At 63.4% G+C, this 17,617-nt stretch carries 15 protein-coding genes and 2 tRNA genes; 4 read left to right on the forward strand and 13 right to left on the reverse strand.

What is annotated here, in order from left to right; all coding sequences use genetic code 11:
- Positions 1-12: 12 nt before the first annotated feature.
- The 8 genes from DCG74_RS26130 to clpX all read right to left on the reverse strand — a co-directional run bounded on the left by DCG74_RS26130 (position 13) and on the right by clpX (position 8,878).
- Complete coding sequence (locus tag DCG74_RS26130; protein WP_172783512.1) at positions 13-879, reverse strand: glycosyltransferase family 2 protein; 867 nt, start codon at positions 877-879, stop codon at positions 13-15.
- Positions 876-1,712: a bifunctional 2-polyprenyl-6-hydroxyphenol methylase/3-demethylubiquinol 3-O-methyltransferase UbiG gene (locus DCG74_RS26135; protein WP_172783511.1), complete on the reverse strand. Its 837-nt coding sequence runs from the start codon at positions 1,710-1,712 to the stop codon at positions 876-878. The genes DCG74_RS26130 and DCG74_RS26135 overlap by 4 nt, the downstream gene beginning before the upstream one ends.
- Before the next feature lie 80 nt (positions 1,713-1,792).
- A complete protein-coding gene (locus DCG74_RS26140) occupies positions 1,793-2,827 on the reverse strand; it encodes an acyltransferase (protein ID WP_172783510.1) in 1,035 nt (344 codons plus the stop codon).
- Between the two features lie 165 nt (positions 2,828-2,992).
- Positions 2,993-3,853 carry a class I SAM-dependent methyltransferase gene (locus DCG74_RS26145; protein ID WP_172783509.1) on the reverse strand — a complete coding sequence of 287 codons (861 nt, stop codon included), beginning with the start codon at positions 3,851-3,853 and terminating at the stop codon, positions 2,993-2,995.
- Between the two features lie 370 nt (positions 3,854-4,223).
- Positions 4,224-4,300: transfer RNA gene (locus DCG74_RS26150), tRNA-Val, on the reverse strand.
- Between the two features lie 82 nt (positions 4,301-4,382).
- Complete coding sequence (locus DCG74_RS26155; RefSeq protein ID WP_172783508.1) at positions 4,383-4,787, reverse strand: GFA family protein; 405 nt, start codon at positions 4,785-4,787, stop codon at positions 4,383-4,385.
- Between the two features lie 73 nt (positions 4,788-4,860).
- Positions 4,861-7,284, reverse strand: coding sequence for an endopeptidase La (gene lon / locus DCG74_RS26160; protein ID WP_172783507.1), 2,424 nt, complete (start codon positions 7,282-7,284; stop codon positions 4,861-4,863).
- 322 nt (positions 7,285-7,606) lie between these two features.
- The gene (gene clpX, locus DCG74_RS26165) at positions 7,607-8,878 is read right to left on the reverse strand and encodes an ATP-dependent Clp protease ATP-binding subunit ClpX (protein ID WP_008547851.1); all 1,272 of its coding nucleotides are present in this window, start codon (positions 8,876-8,878) and stop codon (positions 7,607-7,609) included.
- A 182-nt stretch (positions 8,879-9,060) separates the two neighbouring features.
- Between clpX and DCG74_RS26170 the strand changes: the two genes are divergently transcribed.
- Entirely contained in the window at positions 9,061-9,267 is a 207-nt protein-coding gene (locus DCG74_RS26170; RefSeq protein WP_172783506.1) for a hypothetical protein, read from the forward strand.
- Positions 9,268-9,329: 62 nt separating this feature from the next.
- On the opposite strand, the gene DCG74_RS26175 is transcribed toward DCG74_RS26170, so the two are convergent.
- From DCG74_RS26175 to DCG74_RS26185, 3 genes are all read right to left on the reverse strand, one after another.
- Positions 9,330-9,965: an ATP-dependent Clp protease proteolytic subunit gene (locus DCG74_RS26175; RefSeq protein ID WP_027559514.1), complete on the reverse strand. Its 636-nt coding sequence runs from the start codon at positions 9,963-9,965 to the stop codon at positions 9,330-9,332.
- 280 nt (positions 9,966-10,245) lie between these two features.
- The gene (gene tig, locus DCG74_RS26180) at positions 10,246-11,607 is read right to left on the reverse strand and encodes a trigger factor (RefSeq protein ID WP_172783505.1); all 1,362 of its coding nucleotides are present in this window, start codon (positions 11,605-11,607) and stop codon (positions 10,246-10,248) included.
- Positions 11,608-11,781: 174 nt separating this feature from the next.
- Positions 11,782-11,866 (reverse strand) — tRNA-Leu (locus DCG74_RS26185).
- A gap of 154 nt (positions 11,867-12,020) precedes the next feature.
- On the opposite strand from DCG74_RS26185, the gene DCG74_RS26190 reads away from it, so the two are divergent.
- The gene (locus tag DCG74_RS26190) at positions 12,021-13,322 is read left to right on the forward strand and encodes a multicopper oxidase family protein (protein ID WP_172783504.1); all 1,302 of its coding nucleotides are present in this window, start codon (positions 12,021-12,023) and stop codon (positions 13,320-13,322) included.
- Between the two features lie 107 nt (positions 13,323-13,429).
- On the opposite strand, the gene DCG74_RS26195 is transcribed toward DCG74_RS26190, so the two are convergent.
- Entirely contained in the window at positions 13,430-14,929 is a 1,500-nt protein-coding gene (locus tag DCG74_RS26195) for an NAD(P)H-hydrate dehydratase (protein ID WP_172783503.1), read from the reverse strand.
- A 380-nt stretch (positions 14,930-15,309) separates the two neighbouring features.
- Here DCG74_RS26195 and DCG74_RS26200 point away from each other — a divergent pair, with 380 nt between their 5' ends.
- Positions 15,310-15,648, forward strand: coding sequence for a P-II family nitrogen regulator (locus tag DCG74_RS26200; RefSeq protein ID WP_007603495.1), 339 nt, complete (start codon positions 15,310-15,312; stop codon positions 15,646-15,648).
- 153 nt (positions 15,649-15,801) lie between these two features.
- The gene (glnA, locus tag DCG74_RS26205) at positions 15,802-17,211 is read left to right on the forward strand and encodes a type I glutamate--ammonia ligase (protein ID WP_172783502.1); all 1,410 of its coding nucleotides are present in this window, start codon (positions 15,802-15,804) and stop codon (positions 17,209-17,211) included.
- 91 nt (positions 17,212-17,302) lie between these two features.
- Here the strand turns inward: glnA and DCG74_RS39040 are convergent, their stop codons facing one another.
- Positions 17,303-17,410, reverse strand: coding sequence for a helix-turn-helix domain-containing protein (locus tag DCG74_RS39040; protein WP_373569533.1), 108 nt, complete (start codon positions 17,408-17,410; stop codon positions 17,303-17,305).
- Between the last annotated feature and the right edge of the window lie 207 nt (positions 17,411-17,617).

Here is a 17,617-nt window from a genome sequence, read left to right on the forward strand (position 1 = left end):
CGTGATCGATGGTCATGGTCGCTGGTTCATGATCTGCTTCAGAAGCACCGCCAGCAGCCCCATCGCCACGACGAGAATGCTGAGAAGGATGGCTCCGACCCCGAGGACGAAACCGCTGACGAGCTGCAGAATGATGCCGCCGACCAGCGAAACCACCGCGAGCAGCATGCACAACATCGCCAGCAGCACGAAGATCTTCAGCGGATTGTAGTAGGTGCAGGCTTCGAGGACGTATTGAAGCGTGCGAAGGGAATCGCGGAACAGATTGACCTTGGACCGTCCGATCCGCTCGGCGTAATCGATCGGAATGTAATCGACGAACTTCGCGTTCATCATATACGCGAGGGTCAGGGAGGTGGTGAAGCTGAAGAGGTCACTGACGTGGTCGAAATAGGAAATGGCCACCTGGCGGCGGAAGGCGCGGAGACCGGAATTGATGTCCGGGATCTCGCGATTGGCGGTGAACTCGACGATGACCTTGAGCACCGCGCGCAGCGGCGACTTCAGCATCGACTCCCGGTAGTTCGGACCGGTCCGGGCGCCGACCACCATGTCGAAGCCCTCATTGAGGCGTGCGATCAGTGCCGGTATGGCCTCGATCGGATAGGAGCCGTCGGCATCGCTGATGACGATCACTTCAAAGGACGCCATGCGAATGCCGTCCTTGAGCGAGCGCCCGTAGCCGATGTTGTGGGCGTGCCTCAGGACCTTGGCGCCGGCCTGCTCGGCCAGGGCACCGGTCCCGTCGGTCGATCCGTCGTCGACGACGATGATTTCATAAGGAGTGAGCTGGGCTCCGTCGAGAACCGCCTTCGCGCGCGTGATCGTGTCGACGATGCCATTACGCTCGTTCAGCGCTGGAATGACGACCGAAATCATACGCGCCGTGCGATGCAGGTGACGGATTGCCCGAAAAAGCTTCGCGACAGCGGATCGAGTGCCCGCGACAGCGGAACCATGTACCTGTCGAACAGCGCGATCTGTCCATTCACGGCGTCGTCGTTCAACGAGTCGTGCCGCTTCAACCGGTTGGCCAGCCACCCCAGTCCGCCGATCGGGTTGAAATAGCTCAACCGGACGAGCTCGACAGGCTGGCCCGCCAGGATATCGCGCAACCGCGCGGTGCTGTAGCGACGGAAGTGCCCCGCAAGCCGGTCGAGATCGTTGTAGAGCAGCATGAGAGCCGGAACGCTGATGAGAAGATGTCCACCCGGCTTGAGCACATCGACGAGATTGGCGACCGCCTTGGCATCGTCTTCGATGTGCTCGAGCACGTTGACGGTGAACACCGCATCGACCCCGTCGGGAAACAGCGCGTGGAGCTGTTCGGCAACCAAAATGTCGCAGACGGCGAAGCTGCGGTCCGGCATGGCCCGACTGGCCTGCTCGACGCTGTCGCGGTCGTGGTCCACCCCGCAATAGTCACCGAGTTCCCCGAGCACCCTGCTGTAGAGCCCATGACCAAACCCGACTTCGACGATTCGTCCCTTCAGATACGGGCGGAATTGCTCGATGACCCAGTTCATGTAGTTCTGCGCATCGGCGATGCCGCTCGAATACGTCGCCGCTCCCGTCTTGAGACGGTCGGCCTGCACCGGCTGCGGTAAACGAGAGACCTGAGCCATGAATCCTGAACCTCTGTTCGGCTCGGGATTAGCAGCAAGAGCGGGGTTTCTCAAGCTGTTCGGCGTCCGTTCACCCGTCAGTTGCAATCAGGCTGCGAGGATATTTCCTCGCATGCCATGCATCCCACCGAGCCGGTGCGGTACGCATCTGATCGCAGATCGCAGCTCTAGCCTCTCACATCGGAGCTTGCGGCGCCGGCAACGACAGCCGTCTTCGAGCGTCGCGCCAACCAACCCGACGCCCAGCGATTGATCGGGCGCTCGAACCAGATCCACGACGCGGACGCGACGAGGACGAGAATCAAGAGCAGACACCAGCGCCAGATCTCGCCGCTTCCGGTGTCGAGCCGCATCCAACGCGCCAGCCATGGCGAGAGCATGAAGAGGGGCCAGTGCCACACGTAAAGGCCGTAAGAGATGTCGCCAAGCCATTCGACCGGGCGCGGCGCAGATGGCAGGAGCGCCATACCGGCTACGGCCAGGCAGCACGCCACGGGCGTCATCCAGGGTGTCAGTCGCAGCCCATACGCGTAGGCTCCAATCGCGGCAGCCAGCAGCACCAGACTGAAGCTCCAGCGTGGCGAAAGCCGCGAGACCATCATGTAGGCGAATACGCCAGCGGCAAAGTTCGCATAGTGACCGTGGACGAAACGAGCAATCATCGGAGGCTGTGGGTCGATCTCCGCCCCGATCGCGGCGGCGGCAACGCACCAGAGCAGCAGCAATCGGACACCACCGAGGGGAATCAGGATGGCGGAGACGAGGTAGAAAATCACCTCGTATTCGAGCGTCCAGCCGACCGCATTCATCGGAGCCTTTTGCGGCAAGATCAGGAGCGAGCGCAGTACGCGCTCCAGCTCGATCTCATGCGGCGGCCCGCCAATGCTGCGGCTGAAGAGCAGGACCATGACGATGGTCACGACCGCATTGAGGGGATAGATGCGAAAGAAGCGCTTGGCGAGGAAGTTGAAGGGCGTATAGCCCGGTGCCGACGAGACGTAGCAAACGATGAAACCGGAAATTGCGAAGAAGAGATCCACTCCGGCAGCACCGCGGTCCGCCAGAAACTGCCAGGTGTGAAGCCGTGCTGGATCGAAATAGCCGAGCGCAAGGTGCGTGTGAAAGTAGAACACCGCGAGAGCGGCGACAGCACGCCCGACCTGAACGCCAGGCAATCGGCCATGAAGTTGATTTTGTGTCATTCCGTGCTCGGGCCGGGACTGTAGATGGCAAGGGCATATCGCGCAACTTCGACTGTTTGCATCGGAAGCCCGGTTCCAGCCAGATAAACTTGCGCTGCGGCTGCGACCATGCGGCATGGGAGCACCAAGCTTTGTCGTCTGCCGATGGGGCAACGTATCTCGCCTCTACGTTACTCTTGCCGTCACGATCCAGATCGCGCCCTGCAGAACCACGCTCTGCCCCTTCAGGAACGGCGCGAGCATCTCGCGGATCGAGGCCTTGGCGGCCTCGTACGTCTCCGCCGGATGGCCCTGGAGCGCGCGGCTGGCCGGGCCGATCTGCAGCGCGCCGTCGACGGCGGCATCGAGGCCGCCGCCGATCGCGATGTCCATCGCAAGATCATGCGGCTCCATTGCCACGTCGACGAAGCCCGCGCCTTTGAGGATGCGCATCACGCGCTCTTCCGAGGCGAAGGCGAAGGGGCCCGGCTCCTCCGGCCCGACCGGCGGCATCTTCGGCACGTGCTTGTAGACCGCCATCAGCGGCGCCATCATCCACGGGTTCTCCTTCGGCTCGCGCCAGCAGGCGAAGGCGAGCCGTCCGGTCGGCTTCAACGCACGCTGCAGATTGACGAAGGACGCAATGGGGTCGGCAAAGAACATCACGCCGAAGCGCGACGCGAGCAGATCGAAGCTCGCCGGCTCGAACGGACGCACGGTCGCATCCGCCTGCACGAAATCGAGCGGCAGGCCCTTTGGCGCAAGCGCCCGCGCCTGCGACAGCATCGGCTCGGAGACGTCGAGGCCGAGCGCAAAGCCATCAGGCGCGACAGCCTTCGCGAAGGCAAAAGTCGTTGCACCGGAGCCGCAGCCAACATCGATCACGCGCTCGCCCGGCCTCGGTTTGGCGCGGTCGATCAGCACGTCGGCAATGGGTCCGAGCAGCTTTTCCTGCACCGCGTGGCGATCGGCCCAGCGCTGCCCGCTGGGGCCGTTCCAATAGGCGATCTGGTCGGCGTTTTGCTCGTGCCCGGTGGGCTGTTCCATTGGGGCCTCTTGATTGCTGCTGTTCTGGGTCTCAGTAACCCACTGCACGCCGGAAGCAGAAATCTCAAGCAGAAGCGTGCGGGACAGCTCCACCCAAGGTCTGACGCTGTCGTCATACGCGATCAACTCGTAGCGACGACCGCAATTGCGCCAATTGGTGCACGGCGCACAATTGGGCTCTTCGTCCCATGGAATCGCAGCTGGCCGCTGCAACTCCGCGAGAGCCTGCTGGCGTGTCTGAAATCGGCCCCTGGGCTCGGCGTGTAATTCGTCCTCGATAACAAACATGGCCGTCCCCGATGCCACCAGCATTCAGCTCTGCGGCAATCCAGCGGGCACGAATATTGCCAAGCCGATATGTCTCTGGGAATGGTGGGCGGTCACGGATTCGAACCGCGGACCCTCTCGGTGTAAACGAGATGCTCTAACCAGCTGAGCTAACCGCCCTCGCCGCCTCTTTAGCCCTACGGGCCCCGGACGGGCAAGACCCCAGCCTAACGACTTCGACCGACTTGGACCGACCTGGGCCTCAATCCTGCGGCCGCCCCGGCAGCAGCGGCACGGCGTCGATCCACACCGCCGCCGACTGGCACCAGATCTGTCGCGTGGGCCTCAGCGCATCGCGCTGGCGGATCGAACCCCAGCGGATGCCCCAATCGTCGGCCTGGTCGCCCTCGCCGCTGGTGAACAGCGGGGAACCGCAGTCCCCGCAAAAGTGCTGGAAACGCATCCGGCCGTTGTCGCCGCGCTTGCCGTAGATTTTGGGCGTACCGAGGGTCAGGCGGACATCAGCCTTGGTGCAGATGGCTGTCACACGGAACGGCGAGCCTGTCAGCGACTGGCAATCGGTGCAGTGACAGACCGAGATTGCCTCAGGATCGACCTCGGCCGCGAAGGTGATCGCCCCGCAATGGCATTGCCCATCGATGTGCATTGCCTCCTCCCTATCCCCCCAAACAAAAACGGCGCCCGAAGGCGCCGTTTTATCATCATTCCGAGCCGCACACTCAGTGAGCGGTCAGGCCGCCGGCGGCTTCATCGCCGTCCGGCTTCACCGTCACCTTGGTGTCCTCTTCCCAGACGATCGGGACCGGCTTCTTCACCAGCGCCTTGGCGACGACGTCGTCGAGGCGGGAGACAGGGATGATCTCCATGCCGCCCTTGATCGCATCGGAAATCTCCGTGAGATCCTTGGCGTTGTCCTCGGGGATCAGCACCGTCTTGATGCCGCCGCGGGCCGCAGCCAGCAGCTTCTCCTTCAGGCCGCCGATCGGCAGCACGCGGCCGCGCAGCGTGATCTCGCCGGTCATCGCGACATCATGGCGGACCGGGATGCCGGTCATGACCGAGATGATCGCGGTGGCCATGGCAACGCCCGCAGACGGACCATCCTTCGGCGTCGCACCCTCCGGCACGTGCACGTGGATGTCGCGCTTGTCGAACAGCGGCGGCTCGACGCCGTAGTTGATCGCGCGCGAGCGGACGTAGGACGCCGCCGCGGAGATCGACTCCTTCATGACGTCGCGCAGATTGCCCGTGACCGTCATCTTGCCCTTGCCGGGCATCATGACGCCTTCGATCGTCAGCAGCTCGCCGCCGACATCGGTCCAGGCAAGGCCGGTGACGATGCCGACCTGCGGCTCGCTCTCGATCTCGCCGAAGCGGTACTTCGGCACGCCGAGCAGCTCTTCCAGAGTCTTCTCGGTGACCTTGACCGACTTCTTCTTGGAGATCATCAGCTCCTTCACTGCCTTGCGGGCAAGTGTAGAGAGCTCACGCTCCAAATTGCGCACGCCCGCTTCGCGGGTGTAGCGGCGGATCAGAAGCAGCAGCGCCTCGTCGTCGATCGAGAACTCCTTGGAGTCCAGGCCGTGCTTGGACACCGCGTTCGGGATCAGGTGCTTGCGCGAAATCTCGACCTTCTCGTTCTCGGTGTAGCCTGCGATCCGGATGATCTCCATGCGGTCCATCAACGGCCCCGGAATATTGAGCGTATTCGCGGTGGTGATGAACATCACGTTGGACAGATCGTAGTCGACCTCGAGATAGTGGTCGTTGAAGGTCCCGTTCTGCTCGGGGTCGAGCACCTCGAGCAAGGCCGAGGACGGATCGCCGCGGAAATCGGCGCCCATCTTGTCGATCTCGTCCAGGAGGAACAGCGGATTGGACGACTTGGCCTTGCGCATCGACTGGATGATCTTGCCGGGCATCGAGCCGATATAGGTGCGGCGGTGACCGCGGATCTCGGCCTCGTCGCGCACGCCGCCGAGCGAGACGCGCACGAATTCGCGCCCCGTCGCCTTCGCGATCGACTTGCCGAGCGAGGTCTTGCCGACGCCGGGAGGCCCGACGAGGCACAGGATCGGCCCGGTCAGCTTGTTGGCGCGCGACTGCACCGCGAGGTACTCGACGATGCGTTCCTTGACCTTCTCGAGCCCATAGTGATCGGAGTCCAGGATGGCTTGCGCCTGCTCCAGGTCCTTCTTCACCTTGGACTTCTTGTTCCACGGGATCGACAGCAGCCAATCCAGATAGTTGCGCACGACGGTCGCTTCCGCGGACATCGGCGACATCTGGCGCAGCTTCTTCAATTCATGCTGCGCCTTCTCGCGCGCTTCCTTGGAGAGCTTGGTCTTGGAGATCTTCTCTTCGAGGTCGGCGAGCTCGTCGCGACCATCGTCGTCGCCGAGTTCCTTCTGGATCGCCTTCATCTGCTCGTTGAGGTAATACTCGCGCTGGGTCTTCTCCATCTGGCGCTTGACGCGCGAGCGGATGCGCTTTTCGACCTGCAGCACCGAGATCTCGCTCTCCATCAGGCCCAGCACCTTCTCCAGGCGCGTGGTGACGGACAGCGTCTCCAGGATGCCCTGGCGATCGGCGATCTTGACGGCGAGATGCGAGGCAACGGTGTCGGCGAGCTTGGCGAAATCGGTGATCGCCTGCACGACGCCGACGACCTCGGCCGAGATCTTCTTGTTGAGCTTCACATAGCTCTCGAAGTCGGACACGACCGAGCGCGCCAGGGCTTCCGCCTCGACCGATTTCGCATCGGTGTCGGCGAGCGCGACGGCGGTCGCCTCGTAATAGTCGGCGCGATCGGTGTACTTCGCCACGCGCGCACGCTCGAGCCCTTCGACCAGCACCTTCACGGTGCCGTCGGGGAGCTTCAAGAGCTGGAGCACGCTGGCGAGCGTCCCGGTCTCGTAAATGGCATCGGGCGCTGGATCATCGTCGGACGCGTTCTTCTGCGTCGCGAGCATGATCAGCGCGTCGTTCTTCATCACCTCTTCGAGCGCGCGGATCGACTTCTCGCGACCGACGAAGAGCGGAACGATCATGTGCGGGAAGACGACGATGTCGCGCAGCGGCAGCACGGGATAAGCGTGCGCTTCGCCATGGACGATGGTTGGCCGGGGTTTGGGATTGGTCATGGCCTTTTCCTTTTGCTTTGCCCCCTTGCACGCAGCCCGCTGATCATGCGCAACCGCCACAAGGTGCCGAGGTGATCCGCAGAACCGGTCGGTCCTCTACAAGGTGGACCGGCTCGCCGGAACGGAACAGAGGCGAATCTTGAAGAGAATTTTCGCTCGCCGCCGACATTAGGTGGCTATCGACCCGGGGGGTGTCAAGTCATTGAAAGACGCGCGCCATCAGGCGCTTACGCACGCAATAAGCGACGCAACACCGGCTGCGGAAATATCAGTTCCGCAGCCCACTTTGAGAAGACGATTGGAGCGTTCCAGCGCCGTCAGTTCAGGCGCTGGCGTTCTCGACGGCGCGATCAGACCGATCAGCGTAGATGTAGAGCGGACGCGCCGTTCCTTCCACGACCTCGCGGGAAATCACGACCTCTTCCACACCTTCCAGACCCGGCAGGTCGAACATGGTCTCGAGCAGGATCGCCTCGAGGATCGAACGCAGGCCCCGCGCGCCGGTCTTGCGCTCGATCGCCTTGCGGGCGACCGCGCCAAGCGCCTCGTCGGCGAAGGTCAGCTCGATGTTCTCCATCTCGAACAGCCGCTGGTACTGTTTCACCAGCGCGTTCTTCGGCTCGGTCAGGATCTTCTTCAGCGAGGTCTCGTCGAGGTCCTCGAGCGTCGCCACGACCGGCAGACGGCCGACGAACTCGGGGATGAGGCCGTACTTCAGGAGGTCCTCAGGCTCGACGTGACGGAAGATCTCGCCGGTCCGGCGATCCTCCGGCGCGAGCACCTGGGCGCCGAAGCCGATCGAGGTCGACCGACCGCGTGCCGAGATGATCTTCTCGAGGCCGGCGAACGCGCCGCCGCAGATGAACAGGATGTTGGTGGTATCCACCTGCAGGAACTCCTGCTGCGGATGCTTGCGGCCGCCCTGCGGCGGGACCGAAGCCACCGTGCCTTCCATGATCTTGAGCAGCGCCTGCTGCACGCCCTCACCCGACACATCACGCGTGATCGAGGGGTTGTCGGACTTGCGGCTGATCTTGTCGATTTCGTCGATGTAGACGATGCCGCGCTGGGCGCGCTCGACGTTGTAATCGGCGGCCTGGAGCAGCTTCAGGATGATGTTCTCGACGTCCTCACCGACATAGCCGGCTTCGGTCAGCGTCGTTGCATCGGCCATCGTGAACGGCACGTCCAGAATGCGGGCGAGCGTCTGCGCGAGCAGCGTCTTGCCCGAGCCGGTCGGACCGATCAGCAGGATGTTCGACTTCGCGAGCTCGACGTCGTTGTGCTTGGTCTGATGGTTGAGGCGCTTGTAGTGATTGTGCACCGCGACCGACAGGACCTTCTTCGCATGGCTCTGGCCGATGACGTAATCGTCCAGCACCTTGCAGATTTCCTTCGGCGTCGGAATACCGTCGCGCGACTTGACCAGCGAGGACTTGTTCTCCTCGCGGATGATGTCCATGCAGAGCTCGACGCACTCGTCGCAGATGAAGACCGTGGGACCCGCGATCAGTTTGCGGACTTCGTGCTGGCTCTTGCCGCAGAACGAGCAATATAGCGTGTTCTTGGAGTCGCTCGTGCCGACCTTACTCATTCATGTCTCCGTCCGCGGTTCGATCCCGTTCCGCTCGATCGCTCCATTCCGACACGGTGGTCGGTATGAAGCTTAAGTAGAGCAAATTCCGTACCAAAAAAGACCCTACGCTTTACTACATCCCGTGCGAATCACGGTCACTCGATTCCCCCGCGATCATAGCCGATCAATCGTAGCCAACCATGCTGTCACCCGACTATCAAGAATTCGCTAATCGGGGGTCGCCGGCTACCCGTGACAATACCGTGATTTCCGGTCTTGGCACGAGCGAAGTGATCGAAAACACCCCGGCGTTGCTGGATTGCCACGAAAAACAAGCACGAAAGCGGAACTTTCTGCTTGCCGCAGGGCGCAAAACCGCGTTTTGCGCCGCGCGCACGCGCACCTAACGTGAACGCCGCCCTGACGGGTCCACGGCAAACTGAGGGTTCGTCTTGACGCCCCAGTAGTGCTACGGGGCCTTCGCCGGCGCCGGCTCCTCGGCGCGCTTGTCGATCACCTTGTCGACCAGGCCGAACTCCTTGGCGTCGTTCGCGGTCAGGAACTTGTCGCGTTCCAACGCATCCTCGATCGACTTGTAGGTCTGGCCGGTGTGCTTGACGTAGATCTCGTTGAGCCGCTTCTTCAGGTTCAGGATTTCCTGGGCGTGCAGCATGATGTCGGTGGCCTGGCCCTGGAAGCCGCCGGAGGGCTGGTGCACCATGATGCGTGCGTTCGGCAGCGAGAAGCGCATGTCCTTCTCGCCGGCGGCGAGCAGCAGCGAGCCCATCGAAGCCGCCTGACCGGTGCACAGCGTCGAGACCGGTGGGCGGATGAACTGCATGGTGTCGTAGATCGCAAGGCCCGACGTCACCACGCCGCCCGGCGAGTTGATGTACATCGAGATTTCCTTCTTCGGATTTTCCGCCTCGAGGAACAACAGCTGCGCGACGATCAGCGTCGACATGCCGTCCTCGACCGGGCCGGTCACGAAGATGATGCGCTCCTTCAAGAGGCGCGAGAAAATGTCGTAGGCGCGCTCGCCACGGTTGGTCTGCTCGACCACCATGGGCACGAGGTTCATGTAAGTTTCAACCGGATCGCGCATGAGTCACCTAGTGTTTCGGAGACGGACATCGCCGGGCAGGCTTGCCACTTTGGCTGAATTTGCCGGAAGGCGAATGGACGTCCTGTGATGCAGGAACTTGGGTAAGAAGTAGAAGGCGTAGCGACAGATATAGCCCAATTCGCTTCTGACAAGTGCGGAGCGCATTAAGGCTTAACCCGAGGGGCAGTTGAAGCTGATTCGCGCAAAGAGGCCCAGCCGGCCACCTGGCTAGCTGGGCCTCTTCGCTGATCATCATTAATGGAAGGCTGCCTCAAACCCTTCAGGCTGCGGTCTTTTCCGCCTCGTCGTCCTTGTAGAGGTCCTCGCGCGAGACCTTCTTCTCGGTCACGTTGGCGAGCTCGAGGATGAAGTCGACCACCTTGTCCTCATAGATCGGCGCACGAAGCTGGGCCAACGCCTGGGCATTGTTGCGGTAAAAGTCCCAGACCTCCTTCTCGCGGCCGGGCATCGAGCGCGCGCGTTCGATCACGGCACGGCCGACCTCGTCGTCGGTCACGGTGATCTTGTTCTTCTCGCCGATCTCGGAGAGCACGAGGCCGAGCCGCACGCGGCGATCGGCGATCTTGCGATACTCCTCCTTCGCCTTGTCCTCGGTGGTGTCCTCGTCGGCAAAGGTCTTGCCGGCGGAGTCCATCTCGGCCTTGACCGAGTTCCACATCAGGCTGAACTCCTCGTCCACCAGCGAGGGCGGCGCCTCGAAGCGATGCGCCTCGTCGAGGCGGTCGAGCAGCGCGCGCTTGACGCGCTGGCGCGTGGCGGTGGCGAACTCGGCGGTCAGCCGCTCGCGCGCGGCCTCCTTCAGCTTGTCCAGCGATTCCAGGCCGAGCGACTTGGCGAACTCGTCGTCGATCGCGAGGTCCTGCGGCGCCTCGATCAGCGTCGCAGCGGTCTCGAACTCCGCCGGCTGGCCGGCGAGCTTGTCGTTCATGTAGTTCTTCGGGAATGACACTTTCAGCGTGCGCGTCTCACCCGCGCCGATGCCGATCAGCTGCTCCTCGAAGCCCGGGATGAAGGTGTTGGAGCCGATGACGACCTGGATGCCCTCGCCGGTGCCGCCCTCGAAGACTTCGCCGTTGATGGTGCCCTTGAAGTTGATGGTGACGCGGTCGCCCGACTCCGCCTTGGTGCCCTCGCCCTTGGGGGCATAGGTGCGGTTGGAATCGGCGATGCGCTTGATCGCCTCGTCGACGTCGGCGTCGGTGACCTCGGCAACGGGCTTCTCGACCTGGAAGGTCTTGAAGTCGGCGAGCGCGATCGCCGGCACCACCTCGATCGCGACCGTGTAGGTCAGATCCGTCTTGCCGCTCAGCAGCTCCTCGACGTCCTTCTGCTCCGTCGGCATGGTGATCTTCGGCTCGGTCGCCAGACGGAAGCCGCGCTCGGAGAACAGCTGCGTGTTGGTGTCTCGGATGGTCTGGTCGATGGTTTCGGCCATGACCGAGCGGCCATAGACCTTCTTCAGGTGCGAGACCGGCACCTTGCCCGGACGGAAGCCGTTGATGCGGACCTTGTCCTTGAGGTCGACGAGCTTGGCACCGGCCTTGGCGTCAAGATCAGACGCGGGAACGCTGATCTTGAACTCGTGCTTCAAACCTTCCGAGAGGGTTTCTGTGACCTGCATGGCGTCCAATCTTCTTTTCGTTCGGCCCCGGCACGTCGCGCGTCGGGACGCTGTCGTTAATCGATCCGGCGCGAGGCAAACGCCTCCACGCCGGTGGTTCATCGGACCCGTTCCAGGCGGATGATCATCCGCTTGGAAGCAGGCCTCGTAATCCGTGCAAACGCGATAAGCGCTTGGTGCGGGCGGAGGGACTCGAACCCCCACAACTTTCGTCACTGGAACCTAAATCCAGCGCGTCTACCAGTTCCGCCACGCCCGCGTGAATTTGCATCAAGACCGGCCGCGATGCCGCGGGCGGCCGGGCTTATAGCATGCGCCTGACTGTTCGCAGCAAAAAAATGGCCTGATGGAGGCAGGCTTCAAATAGGCACGACGGCTGGACTTATCCAGCACGGCGTGGTCCGGATCGTGCCATGACAATGCGGATTTCTGACCCTACCCGGCGCGAGGTTTTGGCAGGTCTCGGAGCCTCGGCAGCCGGGCTGATCGTAGGGGGTGCGGGCCCGTCCGTGACGGCCCAGCTCGCGCTGCAGGCGCGGCTGGCAACGCTGGCTCTGAGATCGGGTCAGCCGGCTACACCGATCTGGGAGTTGGCCGCCGTAAGCCACCTCGGGGACGTCCGTCTCAAGCGTTTTGACCGCTGCGAGGTGGTCTTCCGCAACGACCTGCCTGTGCCGCTTGCACCCGTCTGGTACGGCCTCCATGGCCCGGCCACTTCCGACCCGCTCCGAGGGCGCGCGCCGGCAGCGCCAGCTACGACAGAAATATCAAATATTTCAATGCCAAGCGCGGGAACCCTGCTGGCGGACTTCCGCCTCTTCGAGGGCAGCCTGAAGCATCCCGCGCGCCCGCTTCCGATTATTGCGGCCGAGACCAGCCACGTTGCCGTCGACCGTGACGAGATCCTGTTGATCGAGGAATGGCGCCTGCGGCCGGATGGCACCGCGGTCCCTGCGGGCCAGGACCCGAAGGACACGACGCCGCTCTACACCGTCAACGGCAAGACTTCATTCGAACTCTCAGCCGCGGCTCGTGAGCGGCTGCGGCTGCGCTTCATCAACGGCTCCCAACGTACTGTTCTGGCAATCAAATTGGAGAGCCACGAGGTCCGTGTGATGGCCCTGGACGGCCAACCGGCCGAGCCGTTCCCCGCCCGCAACGGCGCATTGGTGCTGGCGCCCGGCGCACGGGCCGACGCCTTCGTGGATGCGGCCGCCTCGGCCCCATTCCTGCTCCATGACGGCAAGGAGGCGCGCCAGGTCGGAAATCTGACCATCTCCGGGAAGCTGGAGCGCGCCCCGCTGTCGCCTCCCCAGCCGCTCCCGTCGAACGATCTCCCCGAGAAGCTCGATCTGAGAGGCGCCCTGCGGTTCGATGTCGCGCTCGGCGCCGCCGATTCCGGCTGGGCACGGCCGGCGACATTCTCCACCGAATCTGCCCCCGCCTTCCGCGCCAAGACCGGCCGCACCGTGGTGCTGGCCCTGCAGAACCCCGCCCCGATCGCCACGGTGTTTCACCTGCACGGCCACCCGTTCCGCCTGCTCGACAAGCTCGACGACGGCTGGAAGCCCTATTGGCTCGACACGCTCGCGATCGAGCCCGGCCAGACCCAGCGCATCGCCTTCGCCGCCACCTCGCCCGGACGCTGGCTGATCGAATCCGTCGTGACCGACTGGGCCGCGCCGCGCCTGGTGCGCTGGTATGGGGTGGAGTGAGATTTTGTAGGCCGGGTAGAGCGCAGCGAAACCCATCGCCATCGCGCCCAGGCTTGAGATGATGGGTTTCGATGCGCTCTACCCATCCTACCCCCGTAGCGAACAGCTCAAAACTCCACGCCGAGCGCATCGTAGATCCGCCGGTGCACGGCCGGCAGCGTCTCGGTCAGATCCTCTGCGATCAGGCCCGGCCCGGCTTCGCTTGCCGCCTCGCCATGCATCCAGACGCCGATGCTGGCGGCCTCGAACGCCGGCACGCCTTGCGCCAAGAGCCCCGCGATGATCCCGGACAGCACGTCGCCGGCGCCGGCCGTGGCGAGCCAGGGCGGCGCATTGGCGGCAATGGTGGCGCGGCCATCGGGCGCGGCGATCGTGGTGTCCGGCCCCTTCAGCAGCACGACGGCGCCGGAGCGCTCGGCGGCGGCGCGGACGCGCTCGAGCTTGGAGCGGCCGGGATGCTTGTTGCTGAGGTCGGAGAACAGGCGCGGAAACTCGCCTTCATGCGGGGTCAGCACCACCGCATTGTCCTGCGAGGACTTGATCGACTCGAACAGGCGCTCGGGGGTTGCGGCAAAGCTGGTCAGCGCGTCCGCATCGAGCACCAGATGCCGCTGCGCGGCAAGCGCGGTATGGACGAAATCGCAAGTGCGTTCGCCGATGCCGGCACCGGGGCCGATGATGCAGGTGTTATAGCGCTTGTCGCCGAGCAGCTCGCCGAACTCGATCGCGCTGTCGACGGGGCGCACCATGACCGCGGTGAGCGCGCTCGCATTGATCGCGAGCGCATCGCGCGGGCTCGCCAGCGTCACGAGGCCCGCGCCCGCGCGCAGCGCGCCGCGCGCCGCGAGCCGTGCCGCGCCGGTCGCGGCCGCATCGCCCGAGACCGCGAGCACGTGCCCTCGCGCATATTTGTGGCCATCGATGCGCGGCACCGGAAACGCTGCGCCCCAGACATCGGGATCGTTTTCGAAAATCTGCGGCGCGATCTCGTCCAGCACCTGCGCATCGATGCCGATGTCGGCAACGCGGACGCGGCCACAATGCACACGTCCCGGCAGCAGCAGGTGCGCCGGTTTCTTGCGGAAGAAGGTGACGGTCTCGGTGGCGTTCACCGCCACGCCCATCACGGCCGCGCTGGTGCCGTTGATGCCGCTCGGCAGGTCGACCGCGAGCACCGGGGCGCCGTTGGCGTTGATCGCCTCGATCATCTCCCGCGCCTCGCCATCCACGGTGCGGCTGAGGCCCGCACCGAACAGCGCATCGATGATCAGCGCAGGTCTGCCGATCGCCTGCGGGTTGAACGGCAGCACCGGATGCTTCCAGCCGCGCGCGGCGGAGGCGGCATCGCCCTGGAGCTGGTCGCGCTCGCACATCAGGATCACCGAGACCTCGCGCCCCTGTGCGGCGAGCTCGGCGGCGGCGACGAAACCGTCCCCGCCATTATTGCCGGGGCCGGCCACGATCAGGATCGGCCCCTCCTCTGCCAATCCCTGGGCGGCCTCGGCGACCGCCTGGCCGGCGCTGAGCATCAGCTTGAAACCGGGCGTGCCGGCCGCGATGGCGAGCTGGTCGGCGCGCTGCATTTCGGCGTTGGTCAGAACTTCCATGCCACTTCCTAGTACAATCGCCTCTTGAACAGGCATCTTTAGCGCCGATCCGGCGGCGGGAACGTCGATCTGCACACATATTGAACCGTTTGCCTATTTCGTAGTCTTCGGTATTTTGTGCAGGTCGGCACACCACTCAGAGATGCTCGTTAAAAGGCTGATAACGCTCCGATAATCAGGGCATTTGCAACTTGGCATAGACCCTGCTTTCGAGGAAGCCGCTTCGGTTCGTCGTGCTCACTGGCGTCTTCAAGGGTGTGGCTGGCCGTTGTTGCCGGACCGGTCAGGGATCCCGGCATAGAGAAGACAAGATCGTGCGTTGAGAAATGCGCGCCCTGACGAAGACGTTGCTATTGGATCGAAAGGCCGGGAGTCGCGCAGTGAAGAAAATCGAAGCCATCATCAAGCCATTCAAGCTCGACGAGGTGAAGGAAGCGCTTCAGGAAGTCGGTCTGCAGGGCATCACCGTCACCGAGGCCAAGGGCTTTGGCCGGCAGAAGGGTCACGCCGAGCTTTACCGCGGCGCAGAATACATCGTCGACTTCCTGCCGAAGGTCAAAATCGAGATCGTGATCGGCGACGATCTGGTCGAGCGCGCCATCGACGCGATCCGCCGCGCCGCGCAGACCGGCCGCATCGGCGACGGCAAGATTTTCGTCTCCAACATCGAAGAGGCGATCCGCATCCGAACCGGCGAATCCGGGCTGGACGCTATCTGAGCCGGGTGCTATCCCGCATTTTGCGACACTCTGACAAGAAATAAGGCTGCTTCGGCGGCCTGATTTCGTTTGTGCGGTCGCGCGCGAACTCGCCAAAAGCGAGAACAATCTTGCTCACCTGGAAACCGACCCGCAGAGCCATAAGGGGTATGCATGAAGACCGCCAAAGACGTCCTGAAATCGATCAAGGACAACGACGTGAAGTACGTCGACCTGCGCTTCACCGATCCGCGCGGCAAGTGGCAGCACGTCACGTTCGACGTCAGCATGATCGATGAAGACATCTTCGCCGAAGGGACGATGTTCGACGGCTCCTCGATCGCCGGCTGGAAGGCGATCAACGAGTCCGACATGTGCCTGATGCCCGATCCGGTGACCGCGACGATCGATCCGTTCTTCGCCGAGACCACCATGGTCATCACCTGCGACGTGCTCGAGCCGACCACCGGCGAGCCCTACAATCGCGACCCCCGCGGCATCGCCAAGAAGGCCGAGGCGATGGTGAAGTCGATGGGCGTGGGCGACGCCGTGTTCGTCGGCCCCGAAGCGGAGTTCTTCGTGTTCGACGACGTGCGCTTCTCCTCCTCCCCCTACAACACCGGCTTCCGCCTCGACTCCTCGGAACTGCCGACCAACACCGACACGGAATATGAAGGCGGCAACCTCGGCCACCGCATCCGCACCAAGGCCGGCTACTTCCCCGTCCCGCCGCAGGACTCCGTGCAGGACATGCGCTCCGAGATGTTAGGGGCCATGGCCAAGATGGGCGTCAAGGTCGAGAAGCATCACCACGAGGTCGCTTCCGCCCAGCACGAGCTCGGCATGAAGTTCGACACGCTGACGCTGATGGCCGACCACCTGCAGATCTACAAATACTGCATCCATCAGGTCGCCCACATCTACGGCAAGACCGCCACCTTCATGCCGAAGCCGGTCTACGGCGACAACGGCTCGGGCATGCACGTGCACCAGTCGATCTGGAAGGACGGCAAGCCGGTGTTCGCCGGCAACAAGTATGCCGACCTGTCGGAGACCTGCCTCCACTATATCGGCGGCATCATCAAGCACGCCAAGGCGATCAACGCCTTCACCAACCCGTCGACCAATTCGTACAAGCGTCTGGTCCCGGGCTATGAGGCCCCCGTGCTGCTCGCCTATTCCGCGCGCAACCGCTCGGCCTCCTGCCGCATCCCCTACACCGCTTCGCCCAAGGCCAAGCGCGTCGAGGTCCGCTTCCCCGATCCGCTCGCCAATCCCTATCTCGGCTTCGCCGCGATGCTGATGGCCGGCCTCGACGGCATCAAGAACAAGATCGATCCGGGTCCGGCGATGGACAAGGACCTCTACGATCTGCCGAAGGAAGAGCTGAAGCAGATCCCGACGGTGTGCGGCTCGCTTCGCGAGGCGCTCGAAAACCTCGACAAGGACCGCGCCTTCCTCAAGGCCGGCGGCGTGTTCGACGACGACTTCATCGACGCCTATATCGAGCTGAAGATGACCGAGGTCGAGCGCTTCGAGATGACCCCGCACCCGATCGAGTTCGACATGTACTATTCGGGCTGAGCGGCCCGAACCATCCGCGACAAGCAAAAGGCGCTTCCGGAAGGAGGCGCCTTTTCGTTTGCAACTGTAAGATCGTCCGCCCGCCTGCGGCTCACTTGCGCATGCGAATATCGGACGGGGACGCACCGTAAGCACGCCGAAAGCTGCGGTTGAAGTACGAGATGTCGTTGAACCCTGACTGGTGTGCGATTTCGCTGATCGAGCGGCCTGCAAGGCTTGGCCGTCAGCATCTTGTAGGCAGAGGCCAGACGCTGGTTGAGGACGAACTCCGTAAAGCTCGTGCCTTCGGCTTCGAAGAGCCTGCGGACGTAGGACTTCGAGATGCCCTGCTTGGCTGCGACGGAATCCAGGCTCAAGCCAGGATTACCGAACTGGGCGCGAATGTGGGTCTTGATGCTCCGCATTC

Source organism: Bradyrhizobium sp. WBAH42 (assembly GCF_024585265.1).
Lineage (GTDB): Bacteria > Pseudomonadota > Alphaproteobacteria > Rhizobiales > Xanthobacteraceae > Bradyrhizobium.